Genomic DNA, 15,687 nt, shown 5'->3' with positions numbered 1-15,687 from the left:
GCTGATGGCTGTCCAGCCATCAGCGTGAACGATTGTTGTTTCATCCCGCATAAAACCCCGTCTCGTTGCTGCCGATCCCCCTGAAGGGCATTCTCTTCTCATGAATACACTCACTTCCATGCACGGTATCGCTCGCGCGATCCGTAACCTGATTCGTATCGGTGTTGTCACCGATGTTGACCTCAACAGAGGGCTCTGCCGCGTCCAGTCCGGAGGGATGAAAACCACCTGGCTGAACTGGCTGACCTGTCGCGCCGGCCGTTCGCGCGTGTGGTGGGCACCGTCCGAGGGAGAACAAGTGCTGCTGCTGGCCATCGGCGGTGAGCTTGATACCGCCTTCGTGCTGCCAGGTATCTTTTCCGATGACCACCCGGCGCCGTCAGGTTCCCCTGACGCACTCCACGTCTCGTTCCCTGATGGGGCAGTTATCGAGTACGAGCCCGGGAGCGGAGCACTCATGGCCGCAGGCATTAAAACGGCTGACATCACAGCCTCTGAATCACTCACCGCCACCGTACCGGTGGTCCTGGTGAAGTCTGAGACGCGCATCACCCTGGATACACCTGAGGTGGTGTGTACCAACAAGCTAATTACCGCCTCTCTTGAAGTGCAGAAGGGCGGGGTAATGGCCGGCAATATTGAGCATTCCGGCGGTAAATTCACCTCCAATGGGGTGCAGGTGGACAACCATGCTCACGGCAGTGTGCAAAGCGGCGGAAGCTGGACTAAGGGGACGCAATGACGGTGCGCTACAGGGGAATGAACAGTCAGACCGGGCTCAGCATTTCAGAGGCTGAACATATCAGACAAAGCGTGCGGGACATTCTGGTCACGCCGATTGGCTCGCGGGTGATGCGCCGCGAGTACGGTTCACTGCTGGCGGCAATGATCGACAGGCCGCAGAGTCCGGCGCTGCGCCTGCAAATCATGGCCGCATGTTACTCCGCTATCCAGAAATGGGAGCCGCGGATCAGCCTGACGGCCATCACTTTCGAACGTTCGGAGAATGACGGGACGCTGTATGTCGATCTCACCGGCACCCGCCAGACCTCCGGACATTCCTTTTCTATCACTATTTCATTGAGTTAAACGCTATGGCTATTGTTGATCTGAGCCAGCTCGCCGCGCCGGATGTCGTGGAGGAGGTGGGTTACGAAACGCTGCTGGCAGAACGAAAGGCCACTTTTGTCTCGCTCTATCCTGAAGAAGAGCAGGAGGCAATTGCACGAACGCTGACGCTTGAGTCGGAACCGATTGTGAAACTGCTGCAGGAAAATGCGTATCGGGAAGTTATCTGGCGCCAGCGTGTTAACGAAGCCGCACGTGCGGTCATGCTGGCCTACGCCACCGGTAGCGATCTCGACCAGCTTGGTGCTAACGCTAACCTTGCGCGTCTGGTGATAACGCCTGCCGACGACACGAAGTTTCAGCCCACGCCGGCTGTGATGGAGTCTGACACCGACTTTCGTTTGCGCATCCAGCAAGCCCCGGAAGGGCTGAGCGTGGCGGGATCGACGGGGGCTTATCAGTTCCATGGTCGCAGCGCGGATGGCCGGGTGGCGGATATCTCTGTCATCAGTCCTCAGCCTGCGAACGTTACCGTCTCCGTGCTGTCTCGGGAGAATAACGGCGTGGCGTCTGAAGAGCTGCTGGCCATTGTGCGCAACGCGCTGAACGATGAGGACGTCAGGCCCGTTGCCGATCGTGTGACCGTCCAGTCCGCCAGCATTGTCGACTACAACATTGCGGCTTCTCTTTTTCTCTTCCCAGGTCCCGAAAGCGAGCCAGTGCTCAACGCGGCAAGGGCCCGGCTGCAGGCCTATATAACGGCACAGCACCGGCTCGGGCGGGATATTCGTAAGTCCGCCATTTACGCTGCACTGCATGTTGAGGGTGTACAACGCGTCGAACTGACCGCGCCTGCGGCCGATATTGTGCTTGATGAAACCCAGGCCTCATGGTGCAGCCAGTACAGCGTAACCGTTGGGGGTAACGATGAGTAATGCCCGATTGTTACCGGTGGGGTCGTCGCCGCTTGAGGTCGCGGCGGCGCGCGCCTGTGCCGACATTGAGAATACCCCCGTCCCGCTTCGTCACCTCTGGAATGCCGACACCTGCCCGGCAAATCTGTTGCCCTGGCTGGCGTGGGCGTTTTCGGTTGATCGCTGGGATGAAAACTGGCCGGAGGCCACCAAGCGCGATGTTATCCGCAATGCATGGTTTATCCATGCACACAAAGGAACGATCGGCGCAGTACGCCGCGTGGTGGAGCCACTTGGCTATCTGATCAACGTGACGGAGTGGTGGCAAACCAACGACCCGGCAGGCACGTTTCGCCTGGACATTGGCGTGCTGGAAACCGGCATCACCGAAGAAATGTATTACGAAATGGAGCGGCTTATTGCTGATGCAAAGCCTGCCAGCCGACATCTTATCGGCCTCAATATCATTCAGGACGTTCCGGGCTATCTCTATACCGGTGCCCTGAGCTATGACGGCGACATCATCACGGTTTACCCCGGATAAGTGAGAGCACAATGACAGTGAAGTATAAAACGGTTATCACCAAAGCCGGCGCCGAAAAACTGGCTGCCGCAACCGTCCCGAACGGGAAGAAAGTGAATTTTACGGCGATGGCGGTGGGTGATGGCGGCGGGCAACTCCCGACGCCAAATGCCAGCCAGACGAAACTCATCAATGAGGTCTGGCGTCATGCGCTGAACAAAATCAGCCAGGACAAAAAGAATAAAAATTATGTCGTGGCGGAGCTGCTGATCCCTCCAGAGATCGGCGGGTTCTGGATGCGTGAAATGGGGGTCTATGATGATACCGGGACGCTGATTGCTGTCGGCAATATGGCTGAAAGTTACAAACCTGCACTCGCTGAAGGATCTGGACGTGCGCAGACTGTGCGTATGGTCATCATGGTGAGTGATATCGCCTCCGTCGAGTTGACGATTGACACCTCAACGGTGATGGCGACGCAGGATTACGTCGACGACAAACTTGCCGAGCACGAGCAGTCCCGACGCCATCCTGATGCTTCTCTGACGGCAAAAGGTTTTACTCAGCTCAGTAGTGCGATCGACAGTGTCTCTGAAGTCGTTGCCGCGACGCCAAAAGCGGTGAAGGTCGCGTATGACCTGGCTAAAGGGAAATATACTGCTCAGGATGCCAGCACGGCACAAAAGGGTATCGTCCAGCTCAGTAGTGCGATCGACAGCGTGTCTGAGGTGCTGGCCGCAACGCCTAAAGCGGTAAAGGCCACCTATGACCTGGCCAAAGGGAAATATACGGCTCAGGATGCCAGCACGGCACAAAAAGGTATCGTCCAGCTCAGCAGCGCCATTGACAATGTATCTGAGACACTGGCCGCGACGCCGAAAGCGGTGAAGACAGCTTATGATCTTGCTAAAGGAAAATACACCGCTCTGGATGCTACTACGACACAAAAGGGTATCGTTCAGCTTAGTAGCGCCATTGACAGTCTATCCGAAACACTAGCTGCCTCGCCGAAAGCGGTAAAGGCCGTAAATGATAATGCTAATGGCCGTGTGCCGTCAGGTCGCAGAGTAAATGGTCGGGCGCTGACGGAGGATATTAATATTACTGCGCAAGATATTTTCAACGGCCAGGCTGTAGCGATTGGCAATGCTATTGACCTCAATGCATATACCACACCAGGGCTTTATTACCAGCCTGCGAATGCTCAGGCGCAAACCGGTAAAAACTATCCTGAGGCTGCTGCTGGTTCGCTTGAGGTCTATAAGCATGCGGGACAGACGCAGATATACAGAGTTTATAATAGTTCTCGCACATATATTCGTACGCTCTACGGCGGAGTATGGTCAGCCTGGACCAAGCAATATGACACCGCAAATAAACCCACGGCGGCTGATGTTGGCGCACTCTCACTGACGGGAGGGACTATTACCGGTAGTACTCTTATAAAAGGGGCCGTAAGAGTCGGTAATGAAAGGACACTGGACGTTAGCTCTTCAAATAGCTCGAGTTTAGCTGGGGGAATTTTGCTTTGGGGAAATGTTGACCGGCCAACTGTTTTAGAGTTTAAGGATAGTACTGGTTACCATTTTTACTCCCAACGTAATAAAGATGGTTCTATTGCAATGCAGGTCAATGGGCAAATAATCCCGTCTAACTGGACGAATTTTGACGCCCGCTATTACACGAAAGCGCAGTCAGATGCCGGTTATATGCCTAAAACCAGTGCGTATACTAAAACCGAAAGTGATGGACGTTTTCAGGCGAAAGGCAGCTACACACCTGCTGGCCAGGCTTATACCAAAGCTGAATCGGATGCTCGTTATGGAACGGGAAGAACCACGACGGGTAACAATAGCGCTTATTACACCCACGGCAATGGCACTGTTTTTATGCAGGCAGTTAGAAGTATTGCAGTCGGCAATAACACAGCTGTGACTGTCACCCTGCCAACGTCATTCCCTAATGGTATTTTAGGTACTGGTGTCAGTTATTTTGGAAGCGGTGGTAATAATTCCGATTCATTTTATCTTTGCACACCTGTTGGGAAAAATCAGGTCAAAATAGAAACGCATAACTGTAACGGTACATTTTCATTAATTGTGGCAGGCTATTGAGATGAAAAAATATTTTAGTAACTCAGATAGCAGCTTTTATCTTGAAGACACTATTCAGGTTTACGAAGCTCAAGGTATTGCTGTTCCTCCAGATTTGAAGGAGATCTCAGAACAGGAATACGAATCTTTCATGGTATCACCTGACAGGATGACTCCTCATTACAATGTTAATAAAAGTTGCATGGAATGGGTTGAAATTGCCCCGCCATCACATGAAGAGTATATTTATAATGCCCAGTCAATGAAGTCGAGGTTATTGTCTCTGGCGACACAAGCTATCTCACCTCTTCAGGATGCCGTTGATTTATCTATGGCGACTGAAGCGGAAATTCTCTCTTTACAGCAGTGGAAGAAATACCGGGTATTGCTTAATCGTGTTGATACCAACAACGCACCGGATATTATCTGGCCTGACGCTCCGTCTAACAATTAACACAAAGCCCGCGTATGTCGCGGGCTTCATTTTTTCTTTCTTCTAAACACTAACCCATCATTACACTCTATCCTTCCCCGACAGCAACCGGCATTGTCATATCTACATTTTTCGCGAGATAAGATAAAAAACCTTCATGATTGCTTTGAGTAAGCATTTCGCCTTTTTTTAAACGCTACCGTCAATATTTTTTTTCTGGCAAACCTACGTCCTGCCATTATACGTTGTGCTGTAACTTCACCAACGGCATTTCATTTCTAATATTTCGAACTCACCACAAAATGATTACTCCACTACACCACGGAGTTAAACGGATGGGCGACTATCATCACGGCGTGGAAGTCATCGAAATCAACGATGGCACCCGCACCATTTCCACCGTCTCGACGGCAATCATCGGCATGGTCTGTACGGCCAGCGATGCGGACGACAAGACATTTCCTTTAAACGAGCCTGTGCTCATTACCAACGTGCAAACCGCGATTGCGAAAGCCGGGAAAATGGGGACGTTGTCCGCTTCCCTGCAGGCGATTGCCGATCAGTGTAAACCGGTTGTTGTTGTCGTACGTGTCGCTGAAGGCACCGCTGATACCGCTGAGGAAGCACAGAAAGAGACTATCTCTAATATCATCGGTACAACCGATGAAAACGGTAAATATACCGGTCTGAAAGCGCTCCTTACCGCGAAAACGGTCACTGGCGTTAAGCCACGTATTCTCGGTGTTCCGGGGCTGGATTCTCAGGAAGTGGCGACCGCGCTGGCCGCCATGTGCCAGAGCCTGCGCGCGTTTGGCTATGTCAGTGCATGGGGTTGTAAAACCATTTCAGCCGCTATCGATTACCGCAAAAACTTCAGTCAGCGCGAGTTGATGGTGATTCACCCTGATTTTCTGGCGTGGGATACCACCACCAACACGACGACCCACGCCTGGGCCACTGCACGTGCTCTCGGCCTGCGCGCCAAAATCGACCAGACGATTGGCTGGCACAAAACCCTGTCCAACATCGGCGTTAACGGTGTCACAGGTGTAAGCGCCTCCGTGTCCTGGGATCTGCAGGAACAAGCGACCGATGCGAACCTGCTTAACCAGGCCGGCGTCACCACGCTTATTCGTAACGACGGCTTCAAATTCTGGGGCAACCGTACCTGTTCAGACGATCCGCTCTTCGTCTTTGAAAACTACACCCGTACCGCGCAGGTGTTGGCCGATACCATGGCCGAAGCACACGCATGGGCAATGGATAAACCCATTACGCCAACGCTCATCCGCGACATCGTTTCCGGTATCAATGCCAAATTCCGTGAGCTGAAAACCAACGGCTATATCGTTGATGGCACTTGCTGGTATGACCCGGAATCAAATGATGCATCGACCCTGAAAGCAGGGAAATTGTACATCGATTACGACTACACCCCTGTCCCGCCGCTGGAGAACCTGACCCTGCGCCAGCGCATCACCGATACCTATCTGGCAGACCTGTCCGATTCGGTTAACAGCTAAGGAGCTGAAGCATGGCGTTACCACGCAAACTTAAATATCTGAACATGTTCAACGATGGCCTGAGCTATATGGGCGTTGTTGAGTCTGTCACCTTACCGAAGCTCACCCGCAAACTGGAGAAGTATCGCGGCGGCGGTATGCCGGGCTCGGTCTCTGTCGACCTCGGCCTGGACGATGATGCCCTGGCGCTTGAGTGGACCATTGGCGGTCTGCCGGACGTCGCGCTGTGGGCACAGTATGCCTCTCCAGGCGCGGACAGCGTGCCCCTGCGTTTTACCGGCTCCTTCCAGCGTGACGACACGGGCGAAATCTCCGCCGTCGAAATCGTCATGCGAGGCCGTCATAAAGAGTTTGATGGTGGTGAAAACAAGCAGGGCGAGAGCGGCACCACCAAGATGTCCACCGAGTGCGCTTACTACCAGCTGACCATCGATGGCAAAGAGATCATCGAAATTGACATCATCAACATGGTGCTGAAAGTCGACGGCGTCGATCGTCTGGCGGAACACCGTAAGGCGATTGGCCTGTAAACCTTTAACCGGCCGGGACTGCCGGCCGGTAAGTTAACTTTCTGAAGAGTAACGAAATGGAAAATATCAACGAGACCGTCATTAACGAAAGCGAAAACCCGAACACCATTACGCTCGACACCCCCGTTCTGCGCGGCGAGCAAAAAATCGAAAAGGTGACCGTCGCAAAACCTAACGCGGGGACCCTGCGTGGGGTATCGCTGGCGTCGCTGGCACAATCTGACGTCGATGCGCTGATTAAAGTGCTGCCGCGAATGACCTCGCCGGCCCTGACTGAGCATGAGATTGCGCGTCTGGATGCTTCCGATCTGCTCTCTTTTGCGGGCAAGGTGATCGGTTTTTTGTCACCGGCTTCGGCTCGCTAAAATTTCCCGAAAACCTGTCGGTCGATGATCTGATGGCGGATATCGCGGTGATCTTTCACTGGCCGCCGTCAGAGCTGTACTCGCTGAGCATGACCGAACTCCTTATATGGCGCGAAAAGGCGCTGCAGCGAAGCGGAAACTACCATGAGTAATAATGTCAGACTTCAGGAGTTGCTTAAGGCAGTCGACCGGGCAAGCCGACCGCTTAACGCTATCCAGAACGCCAGTCTCTCTCTCGCGGCCAGTATCCGCGATTCTGAGGCGGCGTTGCGCGCGCTTGATGAACAGGCGGGCCGCATTAACGGCTTCAGAAAAGCCAACGAACAACTCGCCGTGACGGGGCAGTCTCTTGCCCGGGCGAAACAGCAGACCGCGGAGCTGGCGCTCCAGCTCAAAAACACCCAGAACCCAACCCGTGACCAGGCGGATGCGCTGGCGGCAGCCCGCCAATCTGCCGCCGCGCTTAAGCTTGAGTACAACAATTTACGCCAGTCGGTGCAGCGCCAGCGCGGTGAGCTGGCGCAGGCAGGGATTAATACGCGCACGCTGTCGTCAGATGAGCGTCGTTTAAGACAGGGTATCAGCGAAAAAACGCTACAACTAAATCGACATAAAGAGGCGCTTGCCAGGGTCAATCTGCAACAGGAGCGGCTTAATACCGTCCAGAACCGCTACGAGTCTGGCAAACGTGTTGCCGCGGGTGTGCAGCAGTTTGCTAATGCGAGCGCAGGAATGGCAAAGGCGGGCTTTAATCAGACGTCCCGCTTTATTGCCCCAGGCATCCGTTTTGAAAAGCAGATGTCTGCCATACAGGCAAGCCTGGGTCTGCAGAAGGGGGATACCAGGCTGGAGGCCATTCGTCAGCAGGCACGGGATGTCAGCGTCAGTACAGGAACCTCTACAGATGTGGTCACCCGGGCGCAGGGCGAGCTGGCCCGATCAGGCTATGACGCCGACGGGGTGGTGGCCGCCACTGTGCCGACGGTTAACCTCAGCCTCGCAGGGAATATTGATGCCGCAAAAGCGGTCGACATCATTCGCAGCACGCAGGCCTCGTTTAACCTGGCGAATACGGATGTTGAACGCGTTGCAGATGTCCTTACCCGCGGTTTCACTGCGTCCAATACCAGTCTCACCGAACTGAGTACCGCCGTTGCATCCGCCGCACCTGCCGCCGGAGAAGCCGGCGCCAGCCTTGAGGAGACCACCGCGCTGCTTGGTATTCTGATGGAAAAGGGGATGAAAGGTGCCGATGCCGGCGCAGAGGTTAGCGCCATGTTGAGCCGCCTGCAGACGCCGGATGGGCAGCGTTCTGCAGCGCTGAATGAACTGAAGGTGCAAACCCGGGATGGCGAGGGTAATCCACTGCCGACAGAGAATATCCTCAAGGCGATCTCTGCCTCATTCGAAAACAGCAAAATCGGTGCGGCTCAACAAACGGAATACCTGAAGGCCATTTTCGGTGCGGATGCGATGCAAGGCGCAGGCGTACTGGTTTCAGCGGCTGGGAATGGAACGCTGGATAACAAGCGCCAGACACTCCAGGGCGCGAGGGGGAGCACCGCGCTGACAGCCTCGGTTCAGGGCGATAACCTCGAGGGTGATATCAGCAAGTTCCAGGCTGCATTAAACGGCCTGAAGATTGATGTCTTTGATAAGGCCGATGGTGCCCTGCGCACGCTGATCTCAACCGCGACCGGATGGCTTAGTACGCTCTCTCTCTGGATCAACGCTAACCCGGCACTGACGCAAGCCCTGGTCAGCGTGGTTATGGGCGCACAAGCCTTTGCCGGTGTCCTGGGCACGCTAGGTATGGTGGTCGCCCCCATTGTGTCAGGCCTGAATCTGGTGATAACCGCTGCCGGGATGCTGGGCACGGTATTCAGCGTAGTGGGGGGGAGCATCATGACGGTGCTGGGCGCCCTGAGCTGGCCCGTTATTGCTCTCGGAGCGGCAATTGCCGCCGGCGCTTTACTGATTCTTAAATACTGGGAGCCCATTAGCGCCTTCTTTGGCGGGGTGATTGAGGGGCTTTCTGCGGCCTTCGCGCCGCTGGGCGAGCTGTTCTCTCCGCTGTTACAGGCCTTTGGTTTCATTTCAGAAAAACTGGGCGGGATCTGGCAGTGGTTCATCGATCTGATTGCGCCGATTAAGGCGACGCAGGAAACGCTCGACAGCTGCAAAAATGTCGGCGTGGCGTTCGGTCAGGCGCTGGGAGATGCGCTAATGGCGCCGCTAAATCTCTTTAACAGCCTGCGCGGCAAGGCCAGCTGGCTGCTGGAGAAACTCGGCGTCATAAAAAAAGAGTCGGGCAATATCGACTCGGCTGTACCGAAAGAAGGCACCTCCTCTGCTGACGCCGGCAGTGCCTGGGACCCGGCGTCACCTGTTTACAGCGGCTTCATGGGATACCAGCCGATGGCAGCAGCGGGAGGGCGTTCTTACATCGATCAGAGTAAAAGTGAATACAACTTCACGCTGCAGGGAAGCGCAGCCTCCGGAACGGATCTGACTCGTCAAATCCGGGAGGCTATAGAGAGCAGTGAGCAGGAAAAAGCGAGACGGCAGCAATCCAGCTTTATGTATGGTTAAGGAGAGAGAAAATGTTAATGGTGCTGGGTCTGTTTGTCTTTGAACGACGAACCTTACCGTATCAGTCAATGGTATTTACAAAAGACTACCGCTGGGCATCCAACGAACGCATCGGGAAACCCAAAGCCTGGCAGTACCTTGGCGAAGGTGAGACATCCTTTAACCTTTCCGGATTACTTTACCCGGAGCTCACGGGAGGGCGGCTTTCTCTCAAGGCGGTTGAGCTGATGGCGAATGAAGGGCGGGCATGGCCGTTGATAGACGGTACCGGCATCATTCACGGCATGTTTATCATTGAGAAAGTCACGCATACGCATTCGGATTTTTACAGCGATGGCACTGCCCGGAAAATTGATTTTACCCTGGTACTGAAACGCGTGGACGAATCGCTGATGACGACGTTTGGCGACCTGAGAACGCAGGCCTCAGAGCTGGTGGAAAGCGCACGTAATAGCATTGGAGGGCTGGTGGGATGATCACCGAAATGAATATCCGGGCGGGTGGGAAAATCGCCCCTGATTTCATGCTTAAGCTTGACGAGCGCGATATCACGCAAAATTTCAGCCATCGTCTTATCAGTTTGACCATGACCGACAAACGTGGGCTGGAAGCCGATCAGCTGGATATTCTACTGGATGATTCCGACGGGTTGTTAGACCTGCCTGCCCGGGGGGCAAGACTGTCCTTATGGCTGGGATGGGAGGGAACACCGCTCCAGCCGAAAGGGGAGTTTACGATAGATGCGATTGAATTCCGGGGCACGCCGGACACGCTGACCATCCGGGGATGCAGCGCAGATTTTCGTGGGAAGCTCAACGTGCGGCGCGAACAGTCGTGGCATGACACGACGATCGGCGCGATAGTCAACACCATTGCTCAGCGTAACCAGTTTACCGCCAGCGTCGGGGCGGGACTTGCATCCATCGCCATTTCTCATATCGATCAGTCACAGGAGACTGATGCGGCGTTTCTCTCCCGCCTGGCCGAACGTAATGGTGCATTTGTTTCAATCAAAGCCGGGAAGGTTATTTTTATGAAAGCGGGCCATGCCGTGACGGCCAGTGGCACACCGCTTCCCTTAATGATGATTGAGCGTGGGGATGGCGATCGGCACCTTTTTTCCGTCGCTGACCGTGAAAATTATTCCGGCGTGACGGCCAAATGGCTGCAAACGCGTGACCCAAAACAACAAAATACTCAATTGAGTATTTCTCGTCAACCCGGGGGGCAGCCGACAGAAGGACTACAGCACCCGGATGCCGCTGCACCGGTAGCGGGAGCAGGAGGCAAGGCAGAGAAGCCGCAAGAGAGGCTGGTGGGGTCGGCGGAAAACGTTTTTGAGCTCACCACGGTTTATGCCTCTGAAGAGCAGGCGCTCAGGGCTGCGGAGGCGAAGTGGCGCGCGCTTCAGCGGGGTACCGTGAATTTTTCTATCCAGCTGGCGCTGGGACGCGCCGATCTGTATCCCGAAACGCCGGTGCTGGTCAACGGCTTTAAACGGGTCATTGACGAGCAGGCGTGGATTATCAACGAGGTGGTTCATACTCTCAGCGAGAGTGGATTTACCACGCAACTTAAGCTTGAGCTGAACGTCGCCGATGAAAAATTTTCTATCGAAAATGAGTAATGTATTTGCTATTGAGTTCTTTTTGGGTATTATAAATTCACAAATTGTGAATTATGTGGAGGGGTACATGTTTCATTGTCCTAAGTGCAAGCATTCCGCGCATGCGCGTACCAGTCGCTATTTAAGTGAAAATACCAAAGAGCGCTATCACCAGTGCACCAATGTGGACTGCAGCTGTACGTTCGTGACGATGGAGTCCGTGGAGCGTCTGATTGCGACACCTGGCGCCGCTGAGCGTGTCCGAACGGCTTCGCAGACCCACGGTTAGCGACTGCGCCACCGGCTCAAAAAAACCAATAAAAAAGCCACTCAATCGAGTGGCTTAATCATTTGATTCTACAGCTAAATTTGGTGGCCCCTGCTGGACTTGAACCAGCGACCAAGCGATTATGAGTCCGAACTATATTTCAATAAAAACAATTATTTACTGTGAAATCAAGCGCATAGAATTTCGTATATTGTCGAAAAGTATTGCATAGTGGTGCGCTGTGCTGCCATTTTGCTGCCACCTATCAGGTTTAAAGGGTTGAGTTGAACCGCTTCTGTAAGGTGGTCAGGTGCAAAGTGAGCATAACGCATTGTGACTTTAATATCTGTATGTCCAAGGATGCGTTGTAAGACCAGAATATTGCCGCCGCCCATCATGAAATGGCTTGCAAAAGTATGTCGTAGAACATGTGAAAGCTGACCGTCTGGCAGCTCTATCCCCGCGCGCTTAATTGCGCTCCTGAATGCTGAATAACATCCGGTAAAGAGTGGTTTGGAGGTTCGGTTTTTGGGTAGCAACTCGTACAGTTCATCACTGATTGGAACTGCGCGGTTTTTTTTACCTTTCGTTTTGATAAAAGTGATTTTGCCGGGGCTTATCTGTTTACCCGTTAATCCTTCCGCCTCTCCCCATCTTGCGCCGGTCGCAAGGCAGATTTTAACAATTGTGGTTAAATCCCCAGCTTTGCTTTTCTCGCATTCTTCAAGCAAGCGCGTCGCTTCCTCAACCGTCAGCCAGGCCAGTTCGACTTCTGCGATCTTAAACTCTCTGACGTTTTCGAGAGGGTTTGGCGCTGTCCAGTCATCAAGTCTTTTCAGTTCATTGAACATAGCCCGAAAGTAAGCCAGTTCGAGGTTTACCGTACGAGGAGTCACGGCCTTAACGCGATCAGAGCGGGTTATTTTTCCGCTTAACCGCTGTTCTCTATACGTTGAGAACAGTTTAGCGTTGAACTCAGTTGCAAGGGGATCACCCATAGCGAGACAGGCAAACTCCATTGCACCTTTGCGCTTTTCACCATCAGCAAGCGTCACACCATGGGCGTTATACCAGGCTGTAACCAAATCCCTAACACGGCGTTTGTCAGTTTTTTCACCCAGCCACGGCTTGTCCTGGGCTTGTTCCTTAACATGGCGCTCGAACGCCAGGGCTTCCCCCTTTGTGGCGAACTGGCGCCGGATGCGTTTCCCTTCGCGGCCGTTTGGGAAGACTTGCGCTTGCCACTTACCGTTACTTAATTTGCTTACTGCCATCGTTACACCTCTGGAAGTGGATAAAGCAGCGTAATCCAGTCGTATACGTTGATGACTTCGCCAGAGTCGCGGAGAACAATTTCTTGACCCTCAATCCTATCAATACGAAATGTGCGCAACTGTCTGCGTAAATGGCAATAACCAGTAATATGCACTTCATCTACTTCTTTCACATCGACTTCTCTGAAGCTTTTTTCGTTACAGGCATTGAGGTAACTAAAAGAAATAAGTTGATAGTTAGACGAATTCAACGATGCAGGAATTTGTATTGGTTGGTCTATCGCTGACTGCTCAGGCGCTGCATTGGAAGGTTTGGTCTTGTTATCAAAAAGTATTCCCATAGTTCCGAATAAAGCAAACCCGGTAAAAATATGAGCGGCAATGATATGTAAAGACCTGAATATAAAATAAAGGCCGATAAAAAATACAGCAACAATCATGCAATTAATTAAAGTGCTGTTTGTCTTTTTTTTATTTCCCAAATTCATTCCTACGATAACGCCGCAGATAATCATTAGGATTACTTCCATTGCTAAAAGCATCTATTAATCCATGAATTCTGTTTTACTGATGATTTTCCCCAATACTTTAACGTCTGCTACGGCACATTCAAAAGATGCCTTTCCATTCTCTATACGTACACGTCCAGCTGGAAAGCGGTACACCTCACGGACACTGGCAATGCCATCGATCTCGATAAACCAGAAACCATCTACTAACTCGCCGTCATAGCTATCAGCCATATAGCTAATTTTGTCAGACGTCAAAATGAAAGGTGATTTCAATCCCTCAGGAATGGTTGAAACGTCAACTATCACGTCATTCTGGGTTGTTAAGTTCCCATTTGTGATGTCGATGCGTTTCAGATGGATGGAGCGGTCATCTCTGTTATCTACAAATTTGCTTCCAGAACCGGTGCTAAGCCAGATTAACGAAGCTCCCGTTTCAAGATGACAGACGATTACCCAATCCGCAGGGAAGGTATCACGCGCATACCTGTTAGCCATTGTGCTTTGAGACACGCCGAGCTGCCTGCAGAGGGTGATTCGAGTGGTAAATCCATACGCCTCAAGTATGCGGGCGATGACCTCTTTCCCACCGCGATTCTGTGCGATGCAATCTCGAATCAGGTTTAAATCATCCTGTTTTGCGAAGTTGTTTGTTGACATAATGGTTTTGTGATCCTAACATCTCGATTCAAGAAGTATTGAATAGCGTTAAACAGTGCTGAATAGTGAGTTCAGCGCTCAAACTGAGGAATAGTGCATCATGAGTCGACAACTTTCAATGCGGCCAAGCATCAACCTTGTGATATCTGAGCCATTCATCACGCTCGATGAGTTCTGCCGCCGTACAGGTTACAAGCCAAGCTATGCCCGCCAAATGATCCGTGAAAACCGACTTCCTATCAGGAAGAAGGCCGGAGTTAACAGCCTTATCGAAATAAACATGTTTGCTTTAACGATGGAAGCGGCTCAGGGCTGCGAAGTCACAATGCAAGCCTGATAGTTCCATTTTGGGATAAAAAAGGACTTACAACATGTTTGATTATCGCGTTTCCAAACATCCTCACTTTGATGAAGCCTGCCGCGTTTTCGCACTGCGCCACAACATGGCGAAGCTTGCAGACCAGACAGGAATGAAGGTCCAGACGCTGCGCAACAAGCTTAACCCTGAGCAGCCCCATCAGCTCACGCCGCCGGAAATCTGGCTGCTGACGGATATCACTGAGGACTCCACGCTGGTTGATGGTTTCCTAGCTCAAATTCATTGCCTGCCGTGCGTACCTACGAACGAAGTGGCAAAAGAAAAACTCCCGCATTACGTCATGAGCGCGACAGCTGAAATTGGTCGTGTGGCTGCCGGTGCTGTGTCGGGTGAAGTCGGGACAACAGCTGGGCGCCGCGATGTGATCAGCAGCATCAATTCTGTTACCCGCCTTATGGCGTTGGCTGCGATATCCATGCAGGCACGTCTGCAGGCTAACCCAGCGATGGCTAGCACTATTGATACGGTTACAGGTATCAGTGCGACTTTCGGGTTTATGTGAGGTGGTCATGCTGAAAAATGAACCTTCTTTTGCCTCGCTCCTGAAAAAGCAAAGTCCGGCAATGCACTACGGCCACGGCTGGATTGCAGGAGATAACGGTAAGCGCTGGCACCCATGCCGCGATCAGTCCGAATTATTAAACGGGCTGAAAACAAAAGCGGCTAAGCCGTCAGCTTTTTTAATTATTCGCATTGCTCGTTTGATTATTAAAGGAGTGAAACATGTCTCGTAATGAGCTGAGAATTATTCTGGGCGTGATCATCCCAAATATGGCGGAAGGTTTTGAAATTAAAACGCGTGACGGTGCTGTTTTGCGTGTCGATCCTGAATGGGAATGCTGCAAAGAATTTAAAGAAGGTTTGCAGGCTGAAATTATCAACCAAATTAAAAGTAAGCCCGTTCCGGTTGCCGGTTATATCTAATTTGACGCCTGCCTAATGCTCATAAC

At 52.4% G+C, this 15,687-nt stretch carries 21 protein-coding genes; 18 read left to right on the top strand and 3 right to left on the bottom strand.

Going from position 1 to position 15,687, the window contains the following annotated elements:
- Positions 1-100 precede the first annotated feature (100 nt).
- The 14 genes from HV340_RS19760 (at position 101) to HV340_RS19695 (ending at position 11,936) form a co-directional block, all read left to right on the top strand.
- The gene (locus HV340_RS19760) at positions 101-742 is read left to right on the top strand and encodes a phage baseplate assembly protein V (RefSeq protein WP_032678996.1); all 642 of its coding nucleotides are present in this window, start codon (positions 101-103) and stop codon (positions 740-742) included.
- Positions 739-1,089 (top strand): GPW/gp25 family protein, encoded by a 351-nt coding sequence (locus HV340_RS19755; RefSeq protein ID WP_014171687.1) that lies wholly within the window; start codon positions 739-741, stop codon positions 1,087-1,089. The genes HV340_RS19760 and HV340_RS19755 overlap by 4 nt, the downstream gene beginning before the upstream one ends.
- Before the next feature lie 5 nt (positions 1,090-1,094).
- Positions 1,095-2,003 (top strand): baseplate assembly protein, encoded by a 909-nt coding sequence (locus HV340_RS19750; RefSeq protein WP_181216192.1) that lies wholly within the window; start codon positions 1,095-1,097, stop codon positions 2,001-2,003.
- Positions 1,996-2,526, top strand: a complete 531-nt coding sequence (locus HV340_RS19745; RefSeq protein WP_040018803.1) for a phage tail protein I — start codon at positions 1,996-1,998, stop codon at positions 2,524-2,526. Before HV340_RS19750 ends, HV340_RS19745 begins: the two co-directional genes overlap by 8 nt.
- Before the next feature lie 11 nt (positions 2,527-2,537).
- Complete coding sequence (locus HV340_RS19740) at positions 2,538-4,619, top strand: tail fiber protein (RefSeq protein WP_080472781.1); 2,082 nt, start codon at positions 2,538-2,540, stop codon at positions 4,617-4,619.
- A 1-nt stretch (position 4,620) separates the two neighbouring features.
- Positions 4,621-5,052, top strand: a complete 432-nt coding sequence (locus HV340_RS19735; protein WP_025202977.1) for a tail fiber assembly protein — start codon at positions 4,621-4,623, stop codon at positions 5,050-5,052.
- 314 nt (positions 5,053-5,366) lie between these two features.
- Entirely contained in the window at positions 5,367-6,554 is a 1,188-nt protein-coding gene (locus HV340_RS19730; protein ID WP_025202978.1) for a phage tail sheath protein, read from the top strand.
- A gap of 11 nt (positions 6,555-6,565) precedes the next feature.
- Entirely contained in the window at positions 6,566-7,084 is a 519-nt protein-coding gene (locus HV340_RS19725) for a phage major tail tube protein (protein ID WP_014171681.1), read from the top strand.
- A gap of 56 nt (positions 7,085-7,140) precedes the next feature.
- Positions 7,141-7,449: a phage tail assembly protein gene (locus tag HV340_RS19720; RefSeq protein ID WP_014171680.1), complete on the top strand. Its 309-nt coding sequence runs from the start codon at positions 7,141-7,143 to the stop codon at positions 7,447-7,449.
- A gap of 32 nt (positions 7,450-7,481) precedes the next feature.
- The gene (locus tag HV340_RS19715) at positions 7,482-7,601 is read left to right on the top strand and encodes a GpE family phage tail protein (RefSeq protein ID WP_014171679.1); all 120 of its coding nucleotides are present in this window, start codon (positions 7,482-7,484) and stop codon (positions 7,599-7,601) included.
- Positions 7,594-10,041, top strand: coding sequence for a phage tail tape measure protein (locus tag HV340_RS19710; RefSeq protein WP_059306378.1), 2,448 nt, complete (start codon positions 7,594-7,596; stop codon positions 10,039-10,041). The genes HV340_RS19715 and HV340_RS19710 overlap by 8 nt, the downstream gene beginning before the upstream one ends.
- 11 nt (positions 10,042-10,052) lie before the next feature.
- Positions 10,053-10,517, top strand: a complete 465-nt coding sequence (locus tag HV340_RS19705; RefSeq protein ID WP_014171677.1) for a phage tail protein — start codon at positions 10,053-10,055, stop codon at positions 10,515-10,517.
- A complete protein-coding gene (locus HV340_RS19700; RefSeq protein WP_059306379.1) occupies positions 10,514-11,668 on the top strand; it encodes a phage late control D family protein in 1,155 nt (384 codons plus the stop codon). Before HV340_RS19705 ends, HV340_RS19700 begins: the two co-directional genes overlap by 4 nt.
- Before the next feature lie 67 nt (positions 11,669-11,735).
- Positions 11,736-11,936, top strand: a complete 201-nt coding sequence (locus HV340_RS19695; protein ID WP_025202983.1) for an ogr/Delta-like zinc finger family protein — start codon at positions 11,736-11,738, stop codon at positions 11,934-11,936.
- 167 nt (positions 11,937-12,103) lie between these two features.
- On the opposite strand, the gene HV340_RS19690 is transcribed toward HV340_RS19695, so the two are convergent.
- The 3 genes from HV340_RS19690 to HV340_RS19680 are packed head-to-tail and all read right to left on the bottom strand — an operon-like array spanning position 12,104 to position 14,358.
- Positions 12,104-13,189: a tyrosine-type recombinase/integrase gene (locus HV340_RS19690; protein ID WP_063160408.1), complete on the bottom strand. Its 1,086-nt coding sequence runs from the start codon at positions 13,187-13,189 to the stop codon at positions 12,104-12,106.
- A 2-nt stretch (positions 13,190-13,191) separates the two neighbouring features.
- Positions 13,192-13,731: a hypothetical protein gene (locus HV340_RS19685; RefSeq protein ID WP_063160409.1), complete on the bottom strand. Its 540-nt coding sequence runs from the start codon at positions 13,729-13,731 to the stop codon at positions 13,192-13,194.
- 3 nt (positions 13,732-13,734) lie between these two features.
- Entirely contained in the window at positions 13,735-14,358 is a 624-nt protein-coding gene (locus HV340_RS19680; protein WP_180244708.1) for a phage repressor protein CI, read from the bottom strand.
- Positions 14,359-14,458: 100 nt separating this feature from the next.
- Here HV340_RS19680 and HV340_RS19675 point away from each other — a divergent pair, with 100 nt between their 5' ends.
- From HV340_RS19675 to HV340_RS19660, 4 genes are read left to right on the top strand one after another with little or no spacing between them, the layout of a single operon-like run.
- The gene (locus HV340_RS19675) at positions 14,459-14,695 is read left to right on the top strand and encodes a hypothetical protein (protein WP_063147870.1); all 237 of its coding nucleotides are present in this window, start codon (positions 14,459-14,461) and stop codon (positions 14,693-14,695) included.
- 34 nt (positions 14,696-14,729) lie between these two features.
- Positions 14,730-15,239, top strand: a complete 510-nt coding sequence (locus tag HV340_RS19670) for a phage regulatory CII family protein (RefSeq protein WP_062856345.1) — start codon at positions 14,730-14,732, stop codon at positions 15,237-15,239.
- Between the two features lie 7 nt (positions 15,240-15,246).
- The gene (locus HV340_RS19665) at positions 15,247-15,471 is read left to right on the top strand and encodes a phage filamentation protein Fil family protein (RefSeq protein ID WP_017441498.1); all 225 of its coding nucleotides are present in this window, start codon (positions 15,247-15,249) and stop codon (positions 15,469-15,471) included.
- Complete coding sequence (locus tag HV340_RS19660; protein WP_017382392.1) at positions 15,461-15,661, top strand: hypothetical protein; 201 nt, start codon at positions 15,461-15,463, stop codon at positions 15,659-15,661. The genes HV340_RS19665 and HV340_RS19660 overlap by 11 nt, the downstream gene beginning before the upstream one ends.
- Positions 15,662-15,687: the final 26 nt, after the last annotated feature.

Source organism: Enterobacter sp. RHBSTW-00975 (genome assembly GCF_013615235.1).
Taxonomy (GTDB): Bacteria; Pseudomonadota; Gammaproteobacteria; order Enterobacterales; family Enterobacteriaceae; genus Enterobacter; species Enterobacter ludwigii.
Note: the sequence above shows the minus strand (reverse complement) of the source record. Positions and strands in the feature narration are given on the sequence as shown.

Excerpts from the sequence above, each read along its gene's own strand:
- HV340_RS19760 (WP_032678996.1), top strand. The coding sequence starts at position 101 with ATGAATACACTCACTTCCATGCACGGTATCGCTCGCGCGATCCGTAAC.
- HV340_RS19755 (WP_014171687.1), top strand. The coding sequence starts at position 739 with ATGACGGTGCGCTACAGGGGAATGAACAGTCAGACCGGGCTCAGCATT.
- HV340_RS19750 (WP_181216192.1), top strand. The coding sequence starts at position 1,095 with ATGGCTATTGTTGATCTGAGCCAGCTCGCCGCGCCGGATGTCGTGGAG.
- HV340_RS19745 (WP_040018803.1), top strand. The coding sequence starts at position 1,996 with ATGAGTAATGCCCGATTGTTACCGGTGGGGTCGTCGCCGCTTGAGGTC.
- HV340_RS19740 (WP_080472781.1), top strand. The coding sequence starts at position 2,538 with ATGACAGTGAAGTATAAAACGGTTATCACCAAAGCCGGCGCCGAAAAA.
- HV340_RS19735 (WP_025202977.1), top strand. The coding sequence starts at position 4,621 with ATGAAAAAATATTTTAGTAACTCAGATAGCAGCTTTTATCTTGAAGAC.
- HV340_RS19730 (WP_025202978.1), top strand. The coding sequence starts at position 5,367 with ATGGGCGACTATCATCACGGCGTGGAAGTCATCGAAATCAACGATGGC.
- HV340_RS19725 (WP_014171681.1), top strand. The coding sequence starts at position 6,566 with ATGGCGTTACCACGCAAACTTAAATATCTGAACATGTTCAACGATGGC.
- HV340_RS19720 (WP_014171680.1), top strand. The coding sequence starts at position 7,141 with ATGGAAAATATCAACGAGACCGTCATTAACGAAAGCGAAAACCCGAAC.
- HV340_RS19715 (WP_014171679.1), top strand. The coding sequence starts at position 7,482 with ATGGCGGATATCGCGGTGATCTTTCACTGGCCGCCGTCAGAGCTGTAC.
- HV340_RS19710 (WP_059306378.1), top strand. The coding sequence starts at position 7,594 with ATGAGTAATAATGTCAGACTTCAGGAGTTGCTTAAGGCAGTCGACCGG.
- HV340_RS19705 (WP_014171677.1), top strand. The coding sequence starts at position 10,053 with ATGTTAATGGTGCTGGGTCTGTTTGTCTTTGAACGACGAACCTTACCG.
- HV340_RS19700 (WP_059306379.1), top strand. The coding sequence starts at position 10,514 with ATGATCACCGAAATGAATATCCGGGCGGGTGGGAAAATCGCCCCTGAT.
- HV340_RS19695 (WP_025202983.1), top strand. The coding sequence starts at position 11,736 with ATGTTTCATTGTCCTAAGTGCAAGCATTCCGCGCATGCGCGTACCAGT.
- HV340_RS19690 (WP_063160408.1), bottom strand. The coding sequence starts at position 13,189 with ATGGCAGTAAGCAAATTAAGTAACGGTAAGTGGCAAGCGCAAGTCTTC.
- HV340_RS19685 (WP_063160409.1), bottom strand. The coding sequence starts at position 13,731 with ATGCTTTTAGCAATGGAAGTAATCCTAATGATTATCTGCGGCGTTATC.
- HV340_RS19680 (WP_180244708.1), bottom strand. The coding sequence starts at position 14,358 with ATGTCAACAAACAACTTCGCAAAACAGGATGATTTAAACCTGATTCGA.
- HV340_RS19675 (WP_063147870.1), top strand. The coding sequence starts at position 14,459 with ATGAGTCGACAACTTTCAATGCGGCCAAGCATCAACCTTGTGATATCT.
- HV340_RS19670 (WP_062856345.1), top strand. The coding sequence starts at position 14,730 with ATGTTTGATTATCGCGTTTCCAAACATCCTCACTTTGATGAAGCCTGC.
- HV340_RS19665 (WP_017441498.1), top strand. The coding sequence starts at position 15,247 with ATGCTGAAAAATGAACCTTCTTTTGCCTCGCTCCTGAAAAAGCAAAGT.
- HV340_RS19660 (WP_017382392.1), top strand. The coding sequence starts at position 15,461 with ATGTCTCGTAATGAGCTGAGAATTATTCTGGGCGTGATCATCCCAAAT.